This is a genomic window from Ureibacillus sp. 179-F W5.1 NHS, assembly GCF_045369345.1.
Lineage (GTDB): Bacteria > Bacillota > Bacilli > Bacillales_A > Planococcaceae > Ureibacillus > Ureibacillus halotolerans.
Map to the genome: position 1 here is coordinate 76,795 of NZ_JBIQFG010000006.1, position 22,421 is coordinate 99,215.

Annotated in this window: 22 protein-coding genes and 1 riboswitch; of the genes, 19 read left to right on the forward strand and 3 right to left on the reverse strand. The window is 35.2% G+C overall.

Annotated elements, in window-relative coordinates:
- Positions 1-312: 312 nt before the first annotated feature.
- From ccpN to ACH0B5_RS04975, 9 genes are all read left to right on the forward strand, one after another.
- Complete coding sequence (ccpN, locus tag ACH0B5_RS04935; RefSeq protein WP_122971414.1) at positions 313-951, forward strand: transcriptional regulator CcpN; 639 nt, start codon at positions 313-315, stop codon at positions 949-951.
- Between the two features lie 11 nt (positions 952-962).
- Complete coding sequence (locus ACH0B5_RS04940) at positions 963-1,775, forward strand: pyruvate, water dikinase regulatory protein (RefSeq protein ID WP_122971337.1); 813 nt, start codon at positions 963-965, stop codon at positions 1,773-1,775.
- 297 nt (positions 1,776-2,072) lie between these two features.
- Positions 2,073-3,896, forward strand: a complete 1,824-nt coding sequence (gene dnaG / locus ACH0B5_RS04945; protein WP_122971336.1) for a DNA primase — start codon at positions 2,073-2,075, stop codon at positions 3,894-3,896.
- A gap of 31 nt (positions 3,897-3,927) precedes the next feature.
- Complete coding sequence (gene rpoD / locus ACH0B5_RS04950) at positions 3,928-5,055, forward strand: RNA polymerase sigma factor RpoD (RefSeq protein ID WP_122971335.1); 1,128 nt, start codon at positions 3,928-3,930, stop codon at positions 5,053-5,055.
- 180 nt (positions 5,056-5,235) lie between these two features.
- Positions 5,236-5,793: a hypothetical protein gene (locus tag ACH0B5_RS04955; protein ID WP_341362288.1), complete on the forward strand. Its 558-nt coding sequence runs from the start codon at positions 5,236-5,238 to the stop codon at positions 5,791-5,793.
- A 405-nt stretch (positions 5,794-6,198) separates the two neighbouring features.
- Complete coding sequence (locus ACH0B5_RS04960) at positions 6,199-6,582, forward strand: c-type cytochrome (protein WP_122972558.1); 384 nt, start codon at positions 6,199-6,201, stop codon at positions 6,580-6,582.
- Between the two features lie 182 nt (positions 6,583-6,764).
- Positions 6,765-7,472, forward strand: coding sequence for a tRNA (adenine(22)-N(1))-methyltransferase (locus ACH0B5_RS04965; protein WP_122972557.1), 708 nt, complete (start codon positions 6,765-6,767; stop codon positions 7,470-7,472).
- Positions 7,459-8,580 carry a Nif3-like dinuclear metal center hexameric protein gene (locus ACH0B5_RS04970; protein WP_406927482.1) on the forward strand — a complete coding sequence of 374 codons (1,122 nt, stop codon included), beginning with the start codon at positions 7,459-7,461 and terminating at the stop codon, positions 8,578-8,580. Before ACH0B5_RS04965 ends, ACH0B5_RS04970 begins: the two co-directional genes overlap by 14 nt.
- 17 nt (positions 8,581-8,597) lie before the next feature.
- Entirely contained in the window at positions 8,598-8,804 is a 207-nt protein-coding gene (locus ACH0B5_RS04975; RefSeq protein ID WP_341362286.1) for a hypothetical protein, read from the forward strand.
- A 38-nt stretch (positions 8,805-8,842) separates the two neighbouring features.
- Here ACH0B5_RS04975 and ACH0B5_RS04980 read toward each other — a convergent pair whose 3' ends face one another.
- Both ACH0B5_RS04980 and ACH0B5_RS04985 read right to left on the reverse strand, forming a co-directional pair.
- Complete coding sequence (locus tag ACH0B5_RS04980) at positions 8,843-10,099, reverse strand: dicarboxylate/amino acid:cation symporter (RefSeq protein ID WP_122972554.1); 1,257 nt, start codon at positions 10,097-10,099, stop codon at positions 8,843-8,845.
- Positions 10,100-10,381: 282 nt separating this feature from the next.
- Positions 10,382-11,443, reverse strand: coding sequence for a DctP family TRAP transporter solute-binding subunit (locus ACH0B5_RS04985; RefSeq protein ID WP_406927483.1), 1,062 nt, complete (start codon positions 11,441-11,443; stop codon positions 10,382-10,384).
- A gap of 91 nt (positions 11,444-11,534) precedes the next feature.
- On the opposite strand from ACH0B5_RS04985, the gene ACH0B5_RS04990 reads away from it, so the two are divergent.
- The 7 genes from ACH0B5_RS04990 (at position 11,535) to dacB (ending at position 19,592) form a co-directional block, all read left to right on the forward strand.
- Positions 11,535-13,133, forward strand: coding sequence for an ATP-binding protein (locus ACH0B5_RS04990; protein ID WP_122972553.1), 1,599 nt, complete (start codon positions 11,535-11,537; stop codon positions 13,131-13,133).
- A gap of 111 nt (positions 13,134-13,244) precedes the next feature.
- Positions 13,245-13,943, forward strand: a complete 699-nt coding sequence (locus ACH0B5_RS04995) for a response regulator (RefSeq protein WP_122972552.1) — start codon at positions 13,245-13,247, stop codon at positions 13,941-13,943.
- A 145-nt stretch (positions 13,944-14,088) separates the two neighbouring features.
- Entirely contained in the window at positions 14,089-14,607 is a 519-nt protein-coding gene (gene vrrA, locus ACH0B5_RS05000) for a VrrA/YqfQ family protein (RefSeq protein ID WP_158599707.1), read from the forward strand.
- Positions 14,608-14,699: 92 nt separating this feature from the next.
- Positions 14,700-15,668, forward strand: coding sequence for a 4-hydroxy-3-methylbut-2-enyl diphosphate reductase (locus tag ACH0B5_RS05005; RefSeq protein WP_122972550.1), 969 nt, complete (start codon positions 14,700-14,702; stop codon positions 15,666-15,668).
- 168 nt (positions 15,669-15,836) lie between these two features.
- Positions 15,837-17,135: a DEAD/DEAH box helicase gene (locus ACH0B5_RS05010; protein WP_122972549.1), complete on the forward strand. Its 1,299-nt coding sequence runs from the start codon at positions 15,837-15,839 to the stop codon at positions 17,133-17,135.
- Positions 17,136-17,151: 16 nt separating this feature from the next.
- A complete protein-coding gene (locus ACH0B5_RS05015; RefSeq protein WP_122972548.1) occupies positions 17,152-18,039 on the forward strand; it encodes a deoxyribonuclease IV in 888 nt (295 codons plus the stop codon).
- Positions 18,040-18,164: 125 nt separating this feature from the next.
- A complete protein-coding gene (gene dacB / locus ACH0B5_RS05020) occupies positions 18,165-19,592 on the forward strand; it encodes a D-alanyl-D-alanine carboxypeptidase/D-alanyl-D-alanine endopeptidase (protein ID WP_406927484.1) in 1,428 nt (475 codons plus the stop codon).
- 30 nt (positions 19,593-19,622) lie between these two features.
- On the opposite strand, the gene ACH0B5_RS05025 is transcribed toward dacB, so the two are convergent.
- Complete coding sequence (locus ACH0B5_RS05025) at positions 19,623-19,865, reverse strand: endonuclease IV (RefSeq protein WP_122972546.1); 243 nt, start codon at positions 19,863-19,865, stop codon at positions 19,623-19,625.
- 148 nt (positions 19,866-20,013) lie between these two features.
- On the opposite strand from ACH0B5_RS05025, the gene ACH0B5_RS05030 reads away from it, so the two are divergent.
- From ACH0B5_RS05030 to ACH0B5_RS05040, 3 genes are read left to right on the forward strand one after another with little or no spacing between them, the layout of a single operon-like run.
- Positions 20,014-20,760 carry a metal ABC transporter ATP-binding protein gene (locus ACH0B5_RS05030; RefSeq protein WP_122972545.1) on the forward strand — a complete coding sequence of 249 codons (747 nt, stop codon included), beginning with the start codon at positions 20,014-20,016 and terminating at the stop codon, positions 20,758-20,760.
- A gap of 14 nt (positions 20,761-20,774) precedes the next feature.
- Positions 20,775-21,635, forward strand: coding sequence for a metal ABC transporter permease (locus ACH0B5_RS05035; RefSeq protein ID WP_122972544.1), 861 nt, complete (start codon positions 20,775-20,777; stop codon positions 21,633-21,635).
- Positions 21,632-22,054, forward strand: a complete 423-nt coding sequence (locus ACH0B5_RS05040; RefSeq protein ID WP_406927485.1) for a Fur family transcriptional regulator — start codon at positions 21,632-21,634, stop codon at positions 22,052-22,054. The genes ACH0B5_RS05035 and ACH0B5_RS05040 overlap by 4 nt, the downstream gene beginning before the upstream one ends.
- Positions 22,055-22,114: 60 nt before the next feature.
- Positions 22,115-22,291, forward strand: a riboswitch (cobalamin riboswitch).
- Positions 22,292-22,421: the final 130 nt, after the last annotated feature.

Here is a 22,421-nt window from a genome sequence, read left to right on the forward strand (position 1 = left end):
TCAACCTCAATGGTTGGAGTAAAGCGCCCGTAAACGTCGTCATTCGCTTTTACAAAATTGAACAATCCTCTTTTAACTAGTTTGGCTCAAGGGTGCCGTTTCTCTTTTCGCGCAGGCTTTCACCAAACTCCTACTCGCTTTTTTTGAAAAGATACTTATTGTCCTGTCATTGCCTAATATAAAGTTCTATATGATATTCTATGCTACGAACTAGAACTGTGTCAATATTGTAGCATCTTGTATTTTTCTTAACAAATATTCGTCATTATAGTATATAATATTTAAGTAAAAGTATAACACTATTTGAAGCGGGTGAGTCCAATCGAACTCAATAAACGTCAAGACACGATTCTGCAAATCGTTAAAGAGAATGGCCCAATCACTGGTGAGCAAATTGCAGAACGTTTAAATTTGACCCGGGCTACTCTACGACCAGATTTAGCGATTTTAACTATGGCTGGATTTTTAGATGCTAGACCACGTGTTGGTTATTTTTATTCAGGTAAGAAGACGATTACAACAGCATCAGAATCGATGATGAATTTAAAGGTAAAAGACTTTCAATCTTTACCCGTTGTTGTATCGGAAAACATGACTGTATATGATGCGATTGTTCAATTGTTTTTAGAGGATGTTGGTACACTTTTTGTTGTAGATGAACATTCATTTTTACAAGGTGTATTATCAAGAAAAGATTTGTTAAGAACTAGTCTTGGTACTCAAGAGTTAACAAAAATTCCAGTTCATATTATTATGACTAGGATGCCGAATATTGCTTATTGTAAAAAATCAGATTCATTAATCGTGGCTGCAAAAAAGTTAATTGAAAGACAAGTTGACTCACTTCCTGTTGTGAACGAAACGGATAAAGGTTTAGAAATTGTCGGAAGACTAACGAAGACAAATATTACAAAAGCCTTCATCTCTTTAGCAGAAACCCATGATTTATAAGGAGTGCTATTTTGAAACTATTAAAAGTATTCGTTGTTTCTGATTCCGTTGGTGAAACTGGGGAACAAGTTGTAAAGGCGGCCATTACTCAATTCCGTCCAAACTTTGACAATACTCTCATTCGAAAGTTTCCCCATATAGAAGATAACGATCATATTGAAAAAATTGTTGAAATTGCCAAAGAACAAAATGCAATTATTGTATTTACACTTGTAGAAGAAAAGATGAGACAGTTTATGATAAATCTTTGTCATCATGAACAAGTGGAATGTATTGATTTAATTGGTCCTATGATTCATTTATTTGAACAACAAATCGGGGAACAGCCCCTTGAGGAACCTGGATTAGTTCATAAATTAGATGATGATTACTTCAAAAAAATTGAAGCGGTTGAGTTTGCAGTTAAATACGATGATGGCCGCGATCCCCGAGGATTGTTGCTTGCAGATGTTGTTTTAGTCGGTGTTTCTAGAACATCAAAAACACCACTTTCTCAATATTTAGCCCATAAACGATATAAAGTGGCGAATGTTCCCCTTGTACCGGAAGTGAATCCACCTGAAGAATTATTTTTAGTGGATCCGAAAAAATGTTTCGGGTTAGTTATCTCTCCGGAAAAGTTAAATGTCATACGAAAAGAGCGTTTAATTGCTTTAGGACTGAATGATGATGCCATTTATGCAAAACAATCACGCATCGAGCAAGAAATTGAACATTTTTATAATGTTGTAGAACGTATTGGATGTTCAGTAATTGATGTAACGAATAAAGCTGTTGAAGAAACAGCAAATGATATTATCGACAGAATCGAACAAAATAAATAATTATACAAATTTTTAGCCACCTCTTCTATTTTGGAGGAGGTTTTTTTGCGCGATTGTAGTATACATATTAGTTAAAGTATTATCTTTCTGATTTGTCTGCAATCGAAGGATGAATATTTTCGTTTTTTTATAAAAAAAGTGGAAATTTTCATCTATTTGTTTTATAATGAAAAAATTGTGGTAAAAATATTTTTAAACCGAGATTTATTTTGAAAATAAACTATTTTTGTCGTAAAATAGAGGATTTTTTAAATTTATCTCGAATTGTGTTACTTAGCATCTGAAGTTGGTGATAAAATGACCGGGAAAATTCCTGAAGAGATGATTGAACAAATTCGTTCCCAGTCCGATATAGTTGACGTTATAAGTGAGTACATGCAGTTAACGAAAAGAGGACGTAACTGGTTCGGATTATGCCCATTTCATGGTGAAAATACACCTTCGTTTTCAGTGTCTCAAGATAAACAAATATTTCATTGTTTTGGATGTGGTGCTGGCGGTAATGCAATTACTTTTGTTATGGATATTGAAAATATTTCCTTCCCAGATGCCCTCGTTAAGTTAGGAAATCGACTTGGTATTCAATTAGATATCCAAAGCAATAGTATGTCAAAAGAAAGCCAATCTTATTCAAAAAAAGAAGAAAAAATGATTGAGGCCCATGAATTTGCTGCCGATTTTTATCATCATTTGTTGATGAATACTGAAGAAGGGGAGCAAGCGTTAAATTATCTTTTGAAAAGAGGATTTACAAAGGAGCTTATCGAAACGAATGGTATAGGTTGGTCTTTACCAACATGGGATACTCTTTCAGTTTTGTTAAAAAGAAAAGGCTTTTCTTTAGAAGAAATGGCCGAGTGTGGACTCATCATCCAGAAGGAAAGTGACCATACTTACTTTGACCGCTTTAGAGGACGAATCATGTTTCCAATACGTGATGAAAATGGAAAGGTAATCGCATTTTCAGGTCGTATTATCGATTCAGTGGATGAGGCGAAATATTTAAACAGTCCTGAATCACCAATTTTCCATAAAAGTCAAGTGCTTTTTAATTTGGACAAGGCAAGAACAACTATCCGAAAAAAACGTCAAGTTATTTTAATGGAAGGTTTTATGGATGTCCTTGCTGCCAATCAAGCTGGAGTATACAATGCAGTCGCTACAATGGGAACTTCCTTAACCACACAGCACATCACAAAGTTGAAACGCTTAAGTGAGCAAATAATAATTTGTTATGACGGTGATAATGCAGGTTGGGAAGCAGCCAAACGTGCTTCTGAAATGTTACATTCCGAACGATTGAAAGTAGAAATTGCAGTACTACCAGATAAATTAGATCCAGACGAATATATTCGAAAATATGGACCTGAAAATTTTGTACAGCAAATTTTAGATAAACCTCATGCATACATTGCTTTTATGATGATGCATGCGAGAAGAAATAAAAACTTTCAATTTGAAAATGATGTGTTGCAATACATCCAGGAAGTGCTTGAGCAACTCGTCGGGCGCTCTTCTCCTATTGAAAGAGACCTTTATATAAAACAGATTGCAAGTGAAACAAATATTTCTGAGGAAGCTATTTATGCTCAATTTAGAAAATTAGAAGCGAATAATGCAAAAACTTTTAAACGGGCAGAACAAGGAAATATTCAAACGAAACAAATCGAACTTCAACAAAAAAAATCTTTATCTGCAACAGAACGGGCAGAACGATTATTATTGTCGCATATGCTTATGAATATTGATGTGATAGATAAAGTTTTAAAAAGTGATGATCCTCAACCTTTTGCCCGGGATGAATACGCAGCGGTGTTCGTCCGTTTAATTGGTTTTTATGAGGAACATGGAACAGCTGATTATCAAAGATTTTTAGAAATTCTCGATGACTCTGAGTTGAGAAAAATTGTGATGGAAGCTGCACTTGTAGAACATGATCCAGAACAGTCGGAAGCAGAAATTAATGACTGTTTGAAGCAGTTAAAAAAACATCGAATTGAAGTTGAAATAAAAAAATTAATTCATGATTCTCTGGAAGCGGAAAAGATGCACGAACATAAACGTGCACTTGAACTAGCCCAGACAATCATACAATTGAAGAAATCATTATCGGCGATTTAACCCGATTCGGTTGTTAGAAGGAGGAAGGTTTATGGCGGACAAGTCAGAACAATCAAAAGAGGTAATTAATGAGCAATCTGTTGAAGAGGTAAAAGCATTACTTCAGCAAATAGCGAAAAAAGATAACGAAATTTCCATGAAAGAAATTTCGAATAAGCTTGCCCCATTTGATTTGGAAAACGAAGAAATTTTCCATTTTGCAGAAGATATCGAGAAAAGTCATGGTATTCAAGTTGAAGGTAAAGAAGAATTTGAAGATGAAGTTTTAGCGAAACAAGAAGAGAGCGAAGAAGCATTTGATTTAAATGACTTAAGTGTTCCTCCTGGTGTGAAAATTAACGATCCAGTTCGTATGTATTTGAAAGAAATCGGTCGCGTTGATCTACTGACAGCTGAAGAAGAAATAGAACTTGCAGAGCGTATTGAACAAGGAGATGAGGATGCTCGTAAACGTCTTGCTGAAGCAAACCTTCGTCTAGTTGTTTCCATTGCTAAACGTTATGTTGGTCGAGGAATGTTATTCCTTGATTTAATCCAAGAAGGAAATATGGGGCTAATCAAGGCAGTCGAAAAATTCGACTACCGTAAAGGGTTCAAATTTTCTACGTATGCAACTTGGTGGATTCGACAAGCAATTACTCGTGCAATTGCGGACCAAGCGCGAACAATTCGTATTCCAGTTCATATGGTTGAAACGATTAATAAATTAATCCGAGTTCAAAGACAATTATTACAAGACTTAGGTCGTGAACCATCACCGGAAGAAATTGGTGAAGAAATGGATTTAACCCCTGAGAAAGTTCGTGAAATTTTAAAAATTGCTCAAGAACCGGTTTCTTTAGAAACACCAATCGGGGAAGAAGACGATTCCCATTTAGGTGATTTCATCGAGGACCATGAAGCGCAATCACCATCTGATCACGCAGCTTACGAGTTGTTAAAAGAGCAACTAGAAGATGTTTTAGATACATTAACTGATCGTGAAGAAAATGTTTTACGTCTTCGTTTCGGTTTAGATGATGGACGTACACGTACCCTTGAAGAAGTAGGGAAAGTATTTGGCGTAACACGAGAAAGAATTCGTCAAATCGAAGCAAAGGCGTTAAGAAAATTACGCCATCCATCTAGAAGTAAACGATTAAAAGATTTCCTAGAATAGTTTTAATTAGGCATCCTTTCGAAATTGCCACGAATAGTTACATTTCGTATCTATTCGTTGGCATTTAAGAAAAGGGTGTCTTTTTTGTTTATAGGACAAGATATTTTTATTAATGCTAACGACTTGAAAATGAGATAAACTATAGTCATACATAAAAAGAAAAAAATGGAGAAAAAGCATATGCCAAATCCAAAAAAGAAAATTGTTTTAAATGAAATACTATATTGGAAACAAAATCGATTACTACCGGACCACTACTGTGATTTTTTAATGACCCTTTATTCGGAAGGGAATGGAGACGAACTTATTGAAGAAATCAGTCATAAAAAGTCTATCATAGCGACTGAAAACAAACGTAAATGGATTTTTTCTATAAGTATCATCCTAATTAGTTTAGCCTTATTTGTAGCGTTATTTACTGTTACTAAGTGGGTTGGGCTCGTTTCAATATTCGTTGCAATCATTGCGATTATCCTTTTAATAAGTGCTTTCCTATTCTCTAAAAAGGAAGTAACGTTCGCACCATTATTACCGATTGGGGCAGCTTTACTAATATTTGGCTTATCTGTCAAAGTATCAATTGAATATTTCCCCGATCGTTCATTTGTTTTATATGGTTTACTTATCGCCAATTGTCTTATTTGGTTATTTACTGGATTGAAATTAAAATTACTTTATTTTACTTTGTCTGGCGGAATTGGACTTGTGATTGTTTTAGGATATCAATTCTTTATTTAAAAAGATTTTGTGGCGGTATAACCGTAGAAGGGTTTAAATAGCTTAAAAAGATGGGTAATATGATGATGATATTAAGAATATCGGAAATATGATGTTCATTTCAAAAATAGTTTCAAACAACTCAATCTAAATTCATGTTTGGATATGGGTATATGAAAGACAATGAAGTGGAAAGATATTTAAAGGATACTTTTAGAAAGTAGGATTGCCCTTTTAAAATGCAAAATAAGTTATTACAAATTAATTTTTCCAACATTAACTTATTATTGTCGATTTTGTGTCAATCCTTGTAAAAGTTGGTGTTTAGGTCTTTTCGTTTTTCAAATAATGAAGTACAATAATTAATGTTGACTAAATTCTATATTAATAGATGTAGAAAAATGAATAAAAAAAGGAGGGTAACCTATGAAAAACAATCCAATTATTCCTTATATTCTTATTATGGCATTCGGTATCGGACTTATCTTCTTCATGTCATTAGAAGGTGCTGGAAATAAAGAAGAGATTGCTGAAGGTCACGAAGAAGAAGCTACTACTGAAGAAGGTGGAGCTGCTGAAGAGGGCGGAGCAACTGCAGAAGGAGCAAACGGTGAAGAACTAGTTTCTACATGTATCGGTTGTCACGGTGGTGACTTAACTGGTGGTATGGGACCTAAAATTGCTGGTTTAGATGCTGAACATATTAAAGATGTATTAGCTAACGGTATTGAAGGTACACCAATGACTCCAGGTTTAAAAACTGGTGCTGAAGCGGAAGCAATCGCTGAGTACATTTCTTCATTAGAATAATAATTAAACGACGAGAGGCTGTCTTATTAAGTATTTACTTATAAGACAGTCCTTTTAACTTCATAGGTTATTGATTTTCCTCGCATTACATAACTGAATTTCTATTCCAGCATCATTTTAGGACAAATATTTTATTTTTTTTATATAATATGACATAGAAATTAGAAAAAGGCGGTTACTATATGAACGCACAAAAATTATCAAAACGATTAGAGGCAGTTGCTTCCTTTGTACCAACGGGAGCGATTGTTGCAGACATAGGCAGTGATCATGCTTATTTACCATGTTATTTAATCCATAAAGGTATTGTGAATAAAGCCATTGCAGGAGAAGTGGTGAAAGGACCCTTTGAATCTGCCGTAAAACAGGTGAAATTGGAAGGACTTGAAGAGTCTATTACGGTTCGCCTTGCTGATGGGCTAGAAGCGATAAAAGAAACTGATGGGGTAAATACGGTTACAATCGCTGGTATGGGAGGGCCTCTTATCGTTTCCATTCTAGAAAAAAAACCAGAACTTTTACAAACTGTAACAAGACTTATTTTACAACCGAACATTCATGCAAAAGTAATTAGAGAGTGGGCTTTAGCAAATGGTTGGGCGATTTTAGATGAAGTTATATTAAAAGAAGACGAAAAAATTTATGAAATTCTTGTTCTTCAACGGGGCGATATGGAGTTATCAGAACAGGAAATATTGTTAGGAAAACATCTAATGGCCAATAAATCGGACGTGTTTGTAGAAAAATGGACGAAGGAAATTCAAAATTGGAGACGTGTTTTATCTTCTATTGAACAAGCAGAAGAGACGTCAGATATTGTTGCAAAACGTAAAGAACTTTTACATTTAATCGAACTAGTGAAGGGGGCTTTACCAAATGAAAATCGCTAATGGTCATGAAATTATCCAACTTTTTGAAAGCTGGTCGCCAAAAAAATTAGCCTGTATGGAAAACGACCCAATTGGACTTGCTATCGGAACTTTGAATAAAGAAGTGACAAAAGTATTAGTAACGTTAGATGTGAATGATGAAGTTGCAGATGAAGCGATTCAAAAAGGATGCCAATTAATCATTGCCCATCATCCTCCCATCTTCCGTAAGTTAGCCAATTTAAGAACAGATACTCCAGCTGGTAAACTGTACGAAAAACTGATTAAAAATGATATTGCTGTTTATGCAGCCCATACGAATTTAGATGTGGCAACGGGTGGAGTAAATGATTTATTAGCAGATGCATTACAACTAGAGAATAAACAAATTTTAGAAAAGACTTATCATGAGAATTTAATGAAGCTAGCTGTATTTGTTCCAGATGAGTACGCTGAAAAAGTACGTTTCGCTTTAGCTAAAGCTGGTGCAGGCCATATTGGGAACTATGACTCTTGTAGTTTCTCAACGAACGGTCAAGGCCGTTTTAGAGCGTTAGAAGGGGCAGATCCATTTATCGGAGAAATTGGTGAGATGGAAACGACTGATGAAGAAAAAATTGAAGTAGTTTTCCCCCAATCTATAAAAAACAAAGTTTTAAAAGCGTTACTTAACGCCCATCCCTATGAGGAACCTGCTTATGACGTATATACATTGGCGGTGGAAACGAAGGAAATGGGGATTGGCCGGGTTGGAACTTTAAAAGAACCGATGACTTTGAAACAGTTCGCTCAATTTGTTAAAACCCAATTAGATGTTCCAATGGTAAGACTAGTTGGTCAAACGGAGACATTGGTTTCAAAGGTAGCGGTTCTAGGTGGTGACGGTAATACGTATATTCATGCAGCTAAATGGTCCGGTGCCGATGTATTTGTAACTGGTGATGTGAAATTCCATATTGCCCAAGACGCTCAAAATCTAGGGTTAAACATTATTGACCCAGGACATCACGTTGAAAAGGTTATGATGAAAGGAGTGGCCGATAAAATGGTTCAATTATGTTCGAGCTCCAAATTATCGGTGGAATTTATCCAATCTGAAATCGATACCGAACCTTTTATTTTTATTTAAACAAGGAAGTGTAATGAGTGGTGGGGAATAACGGAAAAGTTTGGTTAATGATCGGAGGACTAATGGTTGTTATCGGAGTTGCTTTTTCCATCTTTTTTTCCTTCGTTTCAGAGAAACAAATAAATCAACTTGTGAAAAGCTGTGAAAACGATGGTGGAGAAGCGATTGTTACAAAACATGGGTTTCTCGTAACAACTTCCTATGAATTCGAATGTAAAAAATAAAGAACGTAACTTCTCAGTTGAGAAGTTACGTTCTTTTATTAAGCATGTACTTTTGATTGAGTGATTTGAGCATTTACTTTTTCATCAAACTCTTTTTCCGATTTTGACACAACAACTGTTGCGACACCGTTACCAATTAAGTTTGTTACGGCACGAGCTTCTGACATAAAGCGGTCTACACCGATTAATAGGGCAATCCCTTCGACCGGAATCATTGGGAATGCTGCTAATGTTGCTGCTAATGTAATGAATCCAGATCCAGTTACTCCTGCAGCTCCCTTAGATGTAATCATCAAAATACCAAGAAGAGTTAATACTTGAATCCATGTTAATTCAACATTATAAGCTTGGGCGATGAATAGGGCAGCCATTGATAAGTAGATCGCTGTACCATCTAGATTAAATGAATAACCAGTAGGAACTACTAAACCAACAACTTGTTTTGAACAACCAAAGTTTTCTAATTTACGCATCATAGAAGGTAAAGCGGATTCTGATGATGACGTACCAACAACTAAGAAAATTTCATCTTTAATATAAGCAATGAATTTAAAAATATTAAACCCATAAAATTTTGCAATGGAACCTAGAATGACGATTAGGAACAGCGCCATTGTAATATAAACAGCAGCCATCAATAAACCTAAGTTACCTAAAGATTCTAAACCGAAGTTCCCAATTGTGTATGCCATCGCACCGAAAGCACCAATAGGAGAGAACTTCATTACCATACCAACAATTTTAAAGAAGATTTCAGACACTTGCTCGAAAATTTGAATAACCGGTCTTGATTTTTCACCTAATGCCGCAGCAGCCATACCGAATAATACAGCGGCAAACAGTGTTGGTAATAATTCACCGTTCGCAAGGGCTCCTACAAAGTTTTCTGGAATAATACTAGAAATGAAGGCACCAATTCCATGTTCTGTTTCTTCAGCAGCAGTCGTATATTTTGAAATATCTGCACTATTTGCTTCAGACGTATCTAGTCCATCCCCAGCGTTTACTAATAATGCAACCCCAATACCAATTGCTAGGGCGATTGTTGAAACGATTTCGAAGTAAATTAATGCTTTACCTCCGATTTTACCAACCTTTTTCATATCTCCCATGCCACCGATACCGATGACAACTGTTAAGAAAATAATTGGAGCTATTAACATTTTAATTAATTTTATAAATAAATCCGCTAATATTTTTAAACCAGCACCAAACTCTGGCCAAATTGCTCCAACAATAATACCTAAAATAATCGCAACGATTACTTGAAACGTTAAGTTTTTAAGTAATTTCATTTCTTTTCTTTCCTCCTTGTAAACTTACTGTAAATAAAATGTTATCGCTTTCATTGAAACTATCATAACTGATAGTTTTCTGAAAAAGCGGTTTAGTTTTTAATGGTTATATCGTTCATTTCGTTCAATTTATTGTGAATTCTATCACAAAACCTCTATAAATCAACGAATTTACTGTTATAATACTGATTGAAGAGGCTTCTTTTTTGTTATAGTACAAAGGTGGAGTATATAAAAAAAACTACCTTTTTGTAAAAGGTAGTGACATTTTGTTCATTTTGTTCAATGGAATGATGGTATGGAACGATTCATTTCATCTAATAAATCATCTAAGTAGTGATCATTAATTGTATTTTCATAATGTTTATATATCGGTTGGAGTTGTTCTTTCCATTGATTTTTGTTTGTTTCATCCAATTCGTATATGATAACGTTTGGATCAGATTGAAGATCTTGTAAATTTTGCTCATTAAATTTTTGTGCTTGTTCAAACTGCCAATCTTGCATTTCCTCGAGGGAGTCTAAAATAATTTGTTGATATTCCTCATCTAATCCATTCCAAAATTGTTCATTCATTAGGACGGCATAAGCTAAAATACCATGATTGGAAAGGGTAATATGATTCTCCATTGTATGAAATTGTTTTGAGTAAATATTGGAAATCGTATTTTCTTGAGCATCAACTACATGATTTTGCAAGTCACGATAAACATTGCCAAAAGAAGTAGCAACCGGTTCTGCTTCAAGAAGAGTAAATTGCTTTCTTAAAATGTTACTAGGCATCATACGAATCTTTTTTCCTTCAAACTGTCCTACTTCTACTATCGGTGTTGTCGAAGCGATTTGTTTAAAACCATTGCTCCAAAATGTTAACCCTTTAATATGAACTGTATCAAGCTCTTTTAGAAGGGATTGACTGACGTTACCGTTTAAAACCTCCTTTAATTGCTCATTATTCTCAATAAGGAAGGGTAAATCAAGAACTTGCCAGTTTGGTAACATATCCGTCATTTTCGAAATAGTTGGAGCAATCATTTGAACTTCATTATCCAGCAGTGCCTTTAGTTCATTATCATCACTGTACAATATGCTGTTCGGATAGACTTGTACAACGAGACGACCATCACTTTTTTCCTCAACAAGTTGGGCAAATTTTTCTGCTGCTATTCCCTTTGGCGTATTTTCCGCCACAACATGGCTAAAATGAATCGTTATTTGATCCTTTAAACCTTCTTGTTCATCATCATAAGGTAATGCTGTTGGAGAAAAAATATTTTGACGATACCCAAATAGTACGATTAATATAATGATGGTAATTAAAGATCCAGTTAGAAAGTATTTCATTATCTTCACCACGATTATTGTAGAATAAATATAAATCATTATAAACATAAAGAATGCCAATAGGACAGTGAAAATTAAAGGGGGGTATTTGATGAGAAAACGTAAATTATCAATGAATAAAAAAATTATGTTTTTAACGTTTTTCATTATAGCCTTTTCCTTTTTAATAGCAGGGACTTTCGTTATCGGAAGCTTATTTCAAGAAAAAGAAGAAGACATTGGTCAAGAAGCTATGCTTGTTAGTAGAACGGTAGCGAATTTACCAGAGATTAAAACATTATTACAAAGGGAAAATTTTCAAGATTCATCAAAAAAAATCAATGAAATTATCGGTGAAATACGTTATATCAACAAAGCAGATTACATCGTCGTTATGGATATGAATCGAGTAAAGTATTCCCATCCATCAAAAAATGAAATAGGACAAGTTAGTGAATCGACCGATATGGATGCAGCCTTTGCTGAGCATTACTATTTATCAAAGGCGAAGGGGGAGGAAGGTACGATGATTCGTGCCTTTGTCCCAATTATGAATGAACTAAATATTCAAATTGGAGTCGTATTAGTCGGTTACTTACTACCATCCTATCTTCAAATAGTTGCTGATTATCAGTCAGAATTTATTGTAACGTTATCATTATCAATCTTGTTTAGTGTATGGGGGGCCCATACTCTTGGTCGCCATATTAAGAAGCAAATGTTCGGATTAGAGCCCCATGAAATTTCTAAAATGTATGTGGAAAGAACGGAAACATTCAATGCCATGCACGAAGGAATTATCGCTGTGGATAAAGAGTTAAATATTACGATCTTTAATAAGAAGGCTTGTGAAATATTAGGGGTTGGTGGAGATCCATTCCAATATTTAGGACGCAATATATATGACGTTTTACCTGACACGAGATTGCCTGAAATCGTTTTTACAGGAAAACCGGTTTATGACCAGGAAATCTATGTGAATGAACATAGTATTATTAGTAATCGAATCCCTATTCTCGTTAATGAAGAAACGGTTGGAGCTGTCGCAGTGTTTAAAGATTTAACAGCTTTTAAACAGCTTGCGGAAGAACTAACAGGTGTTAAAGCCTTTGTACAAGCATTACGTGTCCAAACCCATGAGTATAAAAACAAATTACATACAATTGCTGGACTTCTACATCTAGGGCACTCTCAACAAGCGTTAGCTTATTTGTCCCAAGTGAAGGATGAACACGACAATGTTACGAAATTTTTAAACGAACGAATCTACAATGAAAATATTTCTGGTTTATTATTAAGTAAAATAAGTCGTGGTAGAGAACTTGGTATCACGGTTAATATTGATAAGGAAAGTAAGTTTACCCAATTTCCAGAGAAACTAGATCATCATGATTTTGTCGTATTATTTGGGAATTTAATTGAAAATGCCTTTGATTCATTAGTAGCTATTGATAAAAAAGAGAAAGAGATTCATATTTCTATTGATGACAATGATGGCATACTTGCGATCTTAGTAAGCGATAATGGTATTGGTATGACAGAAGAAGTAAAGGCTCGCATATTTGAAAGTGGATTTTCAACAAAGGATAGGGAAAATAGAGGAATTGGTTTATTTTTAGTGAAGGAAATTGTCGATAAAGGAAATGGTACAATTGATGTTACGAGTGAACCAAAAAAAGGAACAACTTTCGTTATTACATTTGAAATATAAATGTGAAGACGTAGCAGCTTAATCCTTAAGTTTCAATTCAAACTTGAAATGGGGAGCACCTAGTAGACGTAAAAAAAATGAAAATGGGCACTAATTTAGGAGGGACCATGTTTGAACTTGATAAAAGTTTTGCTCGTAGAAGATGACCCAATGGTAAGAGAAGTAAATCGACAATTTATTGAGCGAGTAGATGGTTTTAAAGTGGTTGCAATGGGCAACAATGGAATTGAAGGATATAAAAAAATAGAAGAATTAAGACCCGATTTAGTAATTATGGATATTTTTATGCCTGAACAAGATGGGCTTATCACTTTGCGCAAAATTCGGAGCGCTAACATACCTGTTGATGTAATAACAGTAACAGCAGCCAATGATATGCAAACGATTCAACAAATTTTACATTTAGGCGTCTATGATTATATTATGAAGCCTTTTACATTTGAACGAATGCAACAAACGCTACTAAATTACTTTAAATTTAAGGTGAAAGCGGAAGAAGTACACGATTTAACCCAAAAAGAACTGGATGAAATGATTCATCCTTATCGTGAAATCGAGGAGTCCGTTGAAAATGAAATTTCTATTTTAACTGAGCTTCCGAAGGGGTTTAACCGTTCTACCCTTGATAAAGTATTAAAATATGTGAAGGATTCCAAAGAAGGGGTATCAGCGGATGAGGTAGCTTCGGGCATTGGGGTAGCCCGTGTAACTGCTAGAAGATATTTAGATTTTCTGGAAAAACAAAACTTTATTAAAGTGGATGTTCATTACGGTGGAGTAGGAAGACCGATTAATCATTATTTTATTTAATATTATGTTTTGAAGTGTATTTTGCATTTATTGCGAATACACTTTTCTTTTTGATAAATCTATTGAAATTGTACATTTAAAAGCCTATTTGCATATGATACCTTTAGAACAACTTTCGTTAAAAGATGCCGGAAAGGAGATTACTATGCGTCCTCAAAGTTTCTATCAACAAGTGCCACAAGGTCGTCCCTTTAATCATTTCCCTGGACCTATGCCTGGTCCTGGACGTGGGCCAATGCCAAACTTTGGTCAGCAAATGCCCCGTGGATTCCAACCGGGAATGATGCCACCACCTGGACCTATGCCTGGCCCCGGACTTGGCTCTGGAACTATTCCAGGTTTTGCACCAAAAACGTCAACACCGAAATTAGAGTCGTTTATGGATACAGCAAATAAATTCTTAGCTACTGCCCAATCTTTCCAACCATTAATCCAACAAGCTACACCGATGATTAGAAATTTACCTGCCCTATGGAAATTATATAAAGGTTTCCAAAGTATGCCTAGTTCAAATGAGACAGAGCCAAAGCAAGAAAGAAAAGGTAGTAAAAGAGATTCCTTTGATTCTATTTCAACGTCAAGCCGATCCAAAAAAGTAAGTCCAGAAAAACTTGCAACCCGTCCATCGAAACCTCTTATTTATCAACCGCCATATGATTTTTAATACTTAAAAATAGAAAAGATTAGTTGGAAGTTTTGTATTAAACGTGTTGCTCCGGTATAATAAAACTATGTACCAACAAAAGGAGTGACATAATGCAAGTCATTAAAATAAATCCAAGAGGTTACTGTTACGGGGTTGTAGATGCGATGGTTATTGCCCGTAATGCCTCATTAGATAAAACATTACCTAGACCAATTTATATATTAGGAATGATCGTACACAATAAACATGTGACAGATGCATTTAAAGAAGAAGGTATTATTACATTAGATGGGGAAAATCGAAAAGAAATTATCGAAAAAGTTGAAACGGGTACCGTCATCTTTACGGCCCATGGTGTTTCTCCAGAAATTCGTGAGATTGCTAGAAGAAAAGGATTAGTTTCCATTGATGCGACTTGTCCGGACGTAACAGTGACCCACGATTTAATTCGTGAAAAATCAGCAGAAGGTTATGATATTATTTACATTGGTAAAAAAGGGCATCCCGAACCAGAAGGGGCAATTGGAGTTGCTCCAGACCATGTACATTTAGTGCAAACGATGGAAGATATAGATAATTTACAATTAGATAACGATAAATTGCTTGTAACGAACCAAACGACAATGAGTCAATGGGACGTGAAAGCGGCTATGGATTATTTAAAACAAAAATATCCCCACATACAAGTACATGAAGAAATTTGTCTTGCTACACAAGTTCGTCAAGAAGCGGTAGCAGAGCAAGCAGGTGCTGCAGATTTATTAATCGTAGTAGGGGATCCGAAATCCAATAACTCGAACCGTTTAACGCAAGTTTCTGAAGAAATTGCCAATACACCTTCCTATCGAATTGCTGATTTATCAGAATTGAAGTTAGAGTGGTTAGAGGGGATTGAAACAGTGGCAGTTACTGCTGGTGCATCAACACCAACACCGATTGTAAAAGAAGTGATCACCTTCTTGGAGAAATATAATCCAGAAGATCCTTCAACCCATGAAATTAAAAGAACCGTTACGTTAAATAAAATTTTACCAAAAATCAAAGAACCAAAACCAGTTGATAAAATAATGCCTTATTAATAATGAACTTTAAAAAATCAGGATGAATATCCTGATTTTTTTATTTTCCTGCCCTATGAATATATTAAATATTCAAAAAGCCTTGATATTATTGGGATGAACAGTTGTTTTGTTGTGCTTTGCATTTCCAAAATGGTACAATATGAAACATGTTAGGAGGTACGAAAAATGTCGAAGTACTCAGATTATGATTTTAAGCCATTTTTAAGAGAAGCAATTGCAAAACTTGGCTTTGAAGAACCAACTCCTATTCAAAAAGAGATGATACCTCTTATTTTGAAAGGGAAAAGTGCAATTGGACAAGCCCATACGGGAACAGGTAAAACCCACAGTTTTCTATTACCGATTGTCCAACGCATTAATGAAGAAAAACAAGAGGTGCAAGCGGTTATCACTTCTCCAACGAGGGAGCTTGCCCAACAAATTTTTGATGCATTGAATCAGTTAATTGAAGAAACGGATATTCAAGCAAAACTAATTATTGGTGGTACAGATAAACAACGGACAATTGATAAGTTAAAAACACAGCCTCATATTGTTGTCGGTACACCAGGTCGAATTCGTGATTTAGTGAAGGAAGGTGCACTACTAGTTCATACTGCTCCAATATTAGTAGTGGATGAAGCTGACCTTGCCTTTGATATGGGATTCATTGAAGATATTGATGGATTTGCAACCCATATGCCGGAAGATCTAGAAATGTTTGTATTTTCTGCGACAATTCCCGCAAAATTACAACCTTTCTTGAAGAAATATATGGAGTCGCCAGTCCATATCCAAATGAATGATAAAAAACCGGCAGCAGAAGGAATTGATTTTATCCTCGTTCCCGTTCGCTCGAAATCGAAAAATCGCCGATTGATGGAAGTAATTGAAGCAATTAATCCGTTTTTAGCTGTGATTTTTTGTAATACGAGAAAAAATGCAGAATCTGTTGCTAGCTATTTAGCAGAACAAGGGATCCGTGCTGGTCAAATTCATGGAGATTTAAGTCCACGGGACCGTAAAAAAATGATGAAACAAATTCGTGATTTAGAATTTCAATATATAGTTGCGACTGATTTAGCAGCGCGGGGTATTGATATCCAAGGAATCTCCCATGTCATCAACTACGAAATTCCTGAAGATCTTGAATTCTTTATTCATCGAGTTGGTCGAACAGCGCGTGCAGGAAATAAAGGAACTGCTATTACGTTATTTGAACCAGAAGATGAAGATGCATTAGTACGAGTTGAAAAAATGGGTATCCCATTCGTTCAAAAAGATGTGAAAAATGGGGAATGGATCGAACTAAAAGAACGCCATGCTCGAAAAAATCGTGTGAAGCATGAAAATGAAATAGACGTTATAGCAAAAGCTCGTGTTCGTAAACCGAAAAAAGTAAAACCAGGATATAAACGAAATATGCGTTGGGAAATGGAAAAAATTAAAAAGAAAGAGCGTAAAAAGCGCAATCGTATGAAGTAATAGGAGGAATTTGAGAATGTTGATAGGTTCACACGTTTCAATGAGTGGAAAAGAGATGCTTCTTGCATCAAGTAAAGAAGCTGCCTCTTATGGTGCATCAACCTTTATGATTTATACTGGTGCACCTCAAAACACTCGCCGTAAACCGATTGAAGAATTAAATATAGAAGCAGGACTAGCACATATGAAGGAACATGGTCTTTCCAATATTGTTGTTCATGCACCATATATTATCAATATTGCGAATACGACAAAACCTGAAACTTTTGCATTAGGCGTAGAGTTTTTGCAAAAGGAAATTGAACGTACTGCTGCGATCGGTGCAACACAAATTGTGTTACATCCAGGTGCCCATGTCGGTGCAGGAGCGGAAGCTGGTATTGCGAAAATTATTGAAGGATTAAATGAAGTATTGGCAACGGATCATCCTGTACAAATCGCACTGGAAACGATGGCTGGAAAAGGTTCTGAAATTGGTAGAACCTTTGAAGAATTAGCTCAAATATTTGACGGAGTAAAAAATAATGATCGTCTATCCGTTTGTTTTGATACTTGTCATACCCATGATGCAGGCTATGATATTATTAATGACTTTGACGGTGTACTAGAGCAATTTGATCGATTAATTGGTATTGATCGAATTAAAGTTGTTCATATAAACGATAGTAAAAATGTATGTGGAGCGGCAAAAGATCGCCATGAAAATATCGGTTTTGGCCATATTGGATTTGAGGCCCTCCATCGCATTGTTCACCATGAAAAATTTAAAGATGTTCCAAAAATTTTAGAAACACCTTGGGTAGGAACGGATTCAAAAAATAAAAAAGCCCCTTATTTATTTGAAATTGAAATGTTAAGATCAGGTAATTATAAACCTGAAGAAATTGAAGCATTAAAAGGTTAGTTATAAAGTAGATGACTTTTCATATAAAGTTATCTACTTTTTTTATTCTTTAGCTTAGAAGTAGGTCCAATTGAATAAACTAGTAAAAGTAAAAATTCTATTGCAATTACCCATGGGAGGAATGGATGAAAAAGAAATTACTAATTTCAATTGTTGCGTTGTTCTTATTTTTAAATCATGTTCCTTTAGTAAAAGCCTCTAGTTTAGACAATACAGTTTTGAACCAATTAGGTAATGAAAATATAAGTGTTTCATTGAGGGCTTTAAACAATGGAGAATTGCTATATGACAACAATGGTGATGTAGCTATGAAACCTGCCTCCACATTAAAATTGTTAACAGCAGCTGCAGCCCTCGATATGCTCGGTTCTGATTATCGGTTTCGTACAGAGTTTTCGATTCATGGGAAGCAAAAAGGAAATGTGTTCAATGGAGATGTTTATATTAAAGGGGAAGGGGATCCTACACTTCAAAAGAAAGATTTTATAACCTTTGCTAGTATATTAAAGCATCACGGAATTGAACAAATTAATGGAAATCTTTATGGAGATGATTCGTTATTTGTTGGCGAACAGTTAACGCCGGGTATTTCGAAGGAAGATGAAAGCTACTATTTTGCTGCAAGAACTACAGCCCTTACACTATCACCGGATAATGATTACGATGCAGGAACGATGATTATTCATGTCACTCCAACTAAAGTCGGTGGGCCCCCTAACATTGTGGCTGATCCAAAGGTTAGTGGAATGGACATTCAAAATGAGGCTGTAACGGTTCAACAAAATCAAAGGAATACGATTGAAATTGAACGGCAATATGGAACAAATAAAATTATCATTACTGGCAATATTCCGGTTAATACTACTTTTAAAGATTGGGTAACCTTTTATGATCCGACCATCAATACATTACAAGTTTTAAAAACAACATTAGAGGAATTTGGTATCACCCTTTCAAACAATACAGAAATTAAGCGTAATAAAGTTCCAAAGGATGCTCAAACGATATTTGTTAAACATTCGTTATCATTAAAATCTTTAATGATTCCCTTTTTAAAATTAAGTAATAATAGTATTGCTGATATTTTAGTGAAAACAATAGGTAGGGAAGTGAATGGGAAGGGGCATCTTAAAGAGGGAATAAAAGCACTACAAGAATACGGTGCGCTACTAGGACTCGATATGGAACAATGGACGTTAGAAGACGGTTCGGGCATGTCCCATAATAATCGCGTATCAGCGAACGAATTAACCCATTTGTTAACGAACATTCAAATGGAACCCCAGTTTAACATTTTATATAAAAGTTTACCAATTGGGGGACAATCCGATCGATTAATTGGGGGATCTTTAAAAAATCGATTTAACGAAGGGATATACGAAAATCGTGTCATTGCCAAAACGGGACACATTACAGGTGTCTATACGTTAGCTGGATATGTCAAAGCAAATAGTGGGAAAACATATGCCTTTGCAATTATGACCCAACATCAAACAGCCGTTATGCTTTCTGCTATTGATGAAGTCGTGAAACAAATCATTAAGGATTATTAAGAGAGGTTCCGATTTGGAAACCTCTCCTTTTCAATAGTTCTCTAAATATTTTAGAAGTTTTTTTAATTTTTTCTTTCCAATAATACTTTCGACTTCCTTTAAAAAAGAGTTGGGGATACCTGTAATAAGCCATGTAATAGAAGCTTTTTGGGAAAGCGGTCTTAAACGTTGCACTTCCTCCAAGGTTAAATCAATATCGTATTGTCTTGCGAATTTCACAATCTCTTTATCCGATTTTGTTAAAAACTGTTCAATAAATTCAACTTGTTTCAAAGATGACATTCCTTTCTAATAATGGATGTATTCGTTAAAGGGATCTTTGTATTTCTTTTTAAGATTGGTCCCTTTACATTTAGCAATGAATAGACTATACTAACAAATTGTAAATCGTAATGATTATGAATTAGAAAGAAGAGAAAAAATGAGTCAAACATTGATTGAAATGAAAAACGTGTCTTTTCAATATGAATATACACAAGTATTAAAAAACATATCGTTTAAAGTGGATGAAGGGGCATTTCTGGCGATACTTGGTCCGAATGGTTCAGGTAAATCCACTCTATTAAAATTATTGCTAGGATTATTGAAACCGATGACAGGAGAAATTCAATTGTTCGGGCAACCCATTGATGCCTTTCGTCAAAGGGAATGGATTGGCTATGTTTCTCAAAAATCCAATGCATTTAATTCAGGCTTCCCAGCAACAGTAGAAGAAGTCGTAAAAAGTGGATTAACAAAAAAAGTTGGGTTATTTAAACGAATGCCAAAAGATGTTGACTTAAAAGTAGAGGAAGCATTGAAATCCGTTGGAATGGAAGCGTTCCGCTCCCGTAATATCGGCCAACTTTCAGGTGGTCAACAACAACGGGTGTTTATTGCTAGAGCATTGATTTCTAACCCGAAAATTTTAATTTTAGATGAACCGACTGTCGGAATCGATCATGAAAATGTCCAATCATTTTATGATATGTTAGCAACTTTAAACGAGGAACAAAATAAAACAATTATTTTAGTTACCCATGATGTCGATACCGTTTCCAACCGTATTAGCCATGTAGCTTGTTTAAACCAAACGATCCATTTCCATGGATATAAAGAGGATTTTGATACGATTTCACAAAATCAATTGGATAATTGGTATGGCCATGCGGTTCGAAAGATTCATTAAAGAGGAGAAGGCAAATGATTGAAGCAATTTTAAACTATGAATTTTTACAAAATGCCTTTTTCTCAGGGCTAATTATTGGAGTGATTGCACCGGTATTAGGTGTATTTATTGTTGTAAGAAGAATGTCCCTTATTGCGGATGCATTGTCCCATGTGACATTAGCGGGAATTGCAGGAAGTTTATATTTAAGTCAAACTTTCACTGCCTTTGCATTATTAAATCCAATTTATTTAGGAATTATTGCATCGGTTAGTGGATCCATTTTAATTGAACGATTACGTAGACTTTATAAACATTATGAAGAGCTTGCCATACCGATTATTATGTCGGGGGGAATTGGTCTTAGCGCCATTTTTATTTCATTAGCTAGTGGCTTTAATACAGATTTAATGAGCTATTTATTTGGCTCTGTTTCGGCTGTTTCTAGACAAGATTTATGGGTTGTCATCGGTATTGCGATCGTTGTCTTTTTATTTTTATTTGCTTTTTTCAAAGAAATGTTCGTTTTATCCTTTGATGAGGAATATGCCAATGCGAGTGGCCTACCCGCAAAATGGATTCACTTTTTATTTATGATTGTTGTGGCGTTAGTCATCGCAGCAAGTATGCGAATTGTCGGTATACTATTAGTTTCTTCTTTAATTACTCTTCCAGTTGCGGCAAGTATGCGAATAGCACGGGGCTTTAAACAAACAATCATTTATTCCATTTTGTTTGGGGAAGCTGCTGTGATTATCGGATTGGTCAGTGCCTTTTATTTAAACCTAGCACCCGGTGGAACGATTGTTGTTACTTCTATACTTATCCTATTAATTGTTATAATAACAAAAAAGATCATTCTACATTTAAAGCAAGGAAGGGGAGCAGTTAAATGAATATTACGAGAGCATGGGAAATTTTAAAAGATAACGGTTATAAAAAAACAGATAAACGTGAGCTAATTTTGAATATGTTTGAAGATACGGATAAGTATTTAACTGCTCGAGATCTCCTTTCTGTATTGAAAAAGGATTTCCCGGGAATGAGTTTTGATACAATTTACCGAAATTTAGCTACTTTTGTTGATCTTGGCATATTAGAAGAAACCGAGCTAAATGGCGAAAGAAATTTCCGAATGCATTGTGAATCAGAACACCATCATCATCATTTTATATGTATGGAGTGTGGAAAAGTGAAGGAAATTTCTGTTTGTCCAATGGAAATGATACAAGAGAAATTGCCAGATTGTGCGATCGAATCCCATAAATTTGAGATTTACGGGAAATGCCAAAATTGTGTACATGAAACCGTTTAACTTCCTTTAAAAATTACTGTTCATTTATTTGAGAAAATATGATACATTGCAATTAAGTGAATACGTTTGCAGGAAAAAGATGCGATGATACGCTTAATAGGGAATTCGGTGAGATGCCGAAGCTGTGTCCGCAACTGTATGTGTTTGTTTCAAGAAAATGCCACTGTCTAAAGGGATGGGAAGGCTCTTGAAACGATAAACACGAGCCAGGAGACCTATCTTTTTCTGATCGTAACAAACCTCTTCGGAACTAAAGAGAATGTGCGGCATTATTTTATAATTTTTTTGTTCTATATTGTAATTTATGCCATCCGTTCTCGGTTGGCTTTTTTATTGCCATGCTTTCCTATCCGAAGGGATGTTATCA

Bases quoted from the DNA above. Each gene is read 5' to 3' on its own strand.
- dnaG (WP_122971336.1), top strand. From the start codon at position 2,073: ATGACCGGGAAAATTCCTGAAGAGATGATTGAACAAATTCGTTCCCAG.
- rpoD (WP_122971335.1), top strand. From the start codon at position 3,928: ATGGCGGACAAGTCAGAACAATCAAAAGAGGTAATTAATGAGCAATCT.
- ACH0B5_RS04955 (WP_341362288.1), top strand. From the start codon at position 5,236: ATGCCAAATCCAAAAAAGAAAATTGTTTTAAATGAAATACTATATTGG.
- ACH0B5_RS04960 (WP_122972558.1), top strand. From the start codon at position 6,199: ATGAAAAACAATCCAATTATTCCTTATATTCTTATTATGGCATTCGGT.
- ACH0B5_RS04965 (WP_122972557.1), top strand. From the start codon at position 6,765: ATGAACGCACAAAAATTATCAAAACGATTAGAGGCAGTTGCTTCCTTT.
- ACH0B5_RS04970 (WP_406927482.1), top strand. From the start codon at position 7,459: ATGAAAATCGCTAATGGTCATGAAATTATCCAACTTTTTGAAAGCTGG.
- ACH0B5_RS04980 (WP_122972554.1), bottom strand. From the start codon at position 10,099: ATGAAATTACTTAAAAACTTAACGTTTCAAGTAATCGTTGCGATTATT.
- ACH0B5_RS04985 (WP_406927483.1), bottom strand. From the start codon at position 11,443: ATGAAATACTTTCTAACTGGATCTTTAATTACCATCATTATATTAATC.
- ACH0B5_RS04990 (WP_122972553.1), top strand. From the start codon at position 11,535: ATGAGAAAACGTAAATTATCAATGAATAAAAAAATTATGTTTTTAACG.
- vrrA (WP_158599707.1), top strand. From the start codon at position 14,089: ATGCGTCCTCAAAGTTTCTATCAACAAGTGCCACAAGGTCGTCCCTTT.
- ACH0B5_RS05005 (WP_122972550.1), top strand. From the start codon at position 14,700: ATGCAAGTCATTAAAATAAATCCAAGAGGTTACTGTTACGGGGTTGTA.
- ACH0B5_RS05010 (WP_122972549.1), top strand. From the start codon at position 15,837: ATGTCGAAGTACTCAGATTATGATTTTAAGCCATTTTTAAGAGAAGCA.
- ACH0B5_RS05015 (WP_122972548.1), top strand. From the start codon at position 17,152: ATGTTGATAGGTTCACACGTTTCAATGAGTGGAAAAGAGATGCTTCTT.
- dacB (WP_406927484.1), top strand. From the start codon at position 18,165: ATGAAAAAGAAATTACTAATTTCAATTGTTGCGTTGTTCTTATTTTTA.
- ACH0B5_RS05030 (WP_122972545.1), top strand. From the start codon at position 20,014: ATGAGTCAAACATTGATTGAAATGAAAAACGTGTCTTTTCAATATGAA.
- ACH0B5_RS05035 (WP_122972544.1), top strand. From the start codon at position 20,775: ATGATTGAAGCAATTTTAAACTATGAATTTTTACAAAATGCCTTTTTC.
- ACH0B5_RS05040 (WP_406927485.1), top strand. From the start codon at position 21,632: ATGAATATTACGAGAGCATGGGAAATTTTAAAAGATAACGGTTATAAA.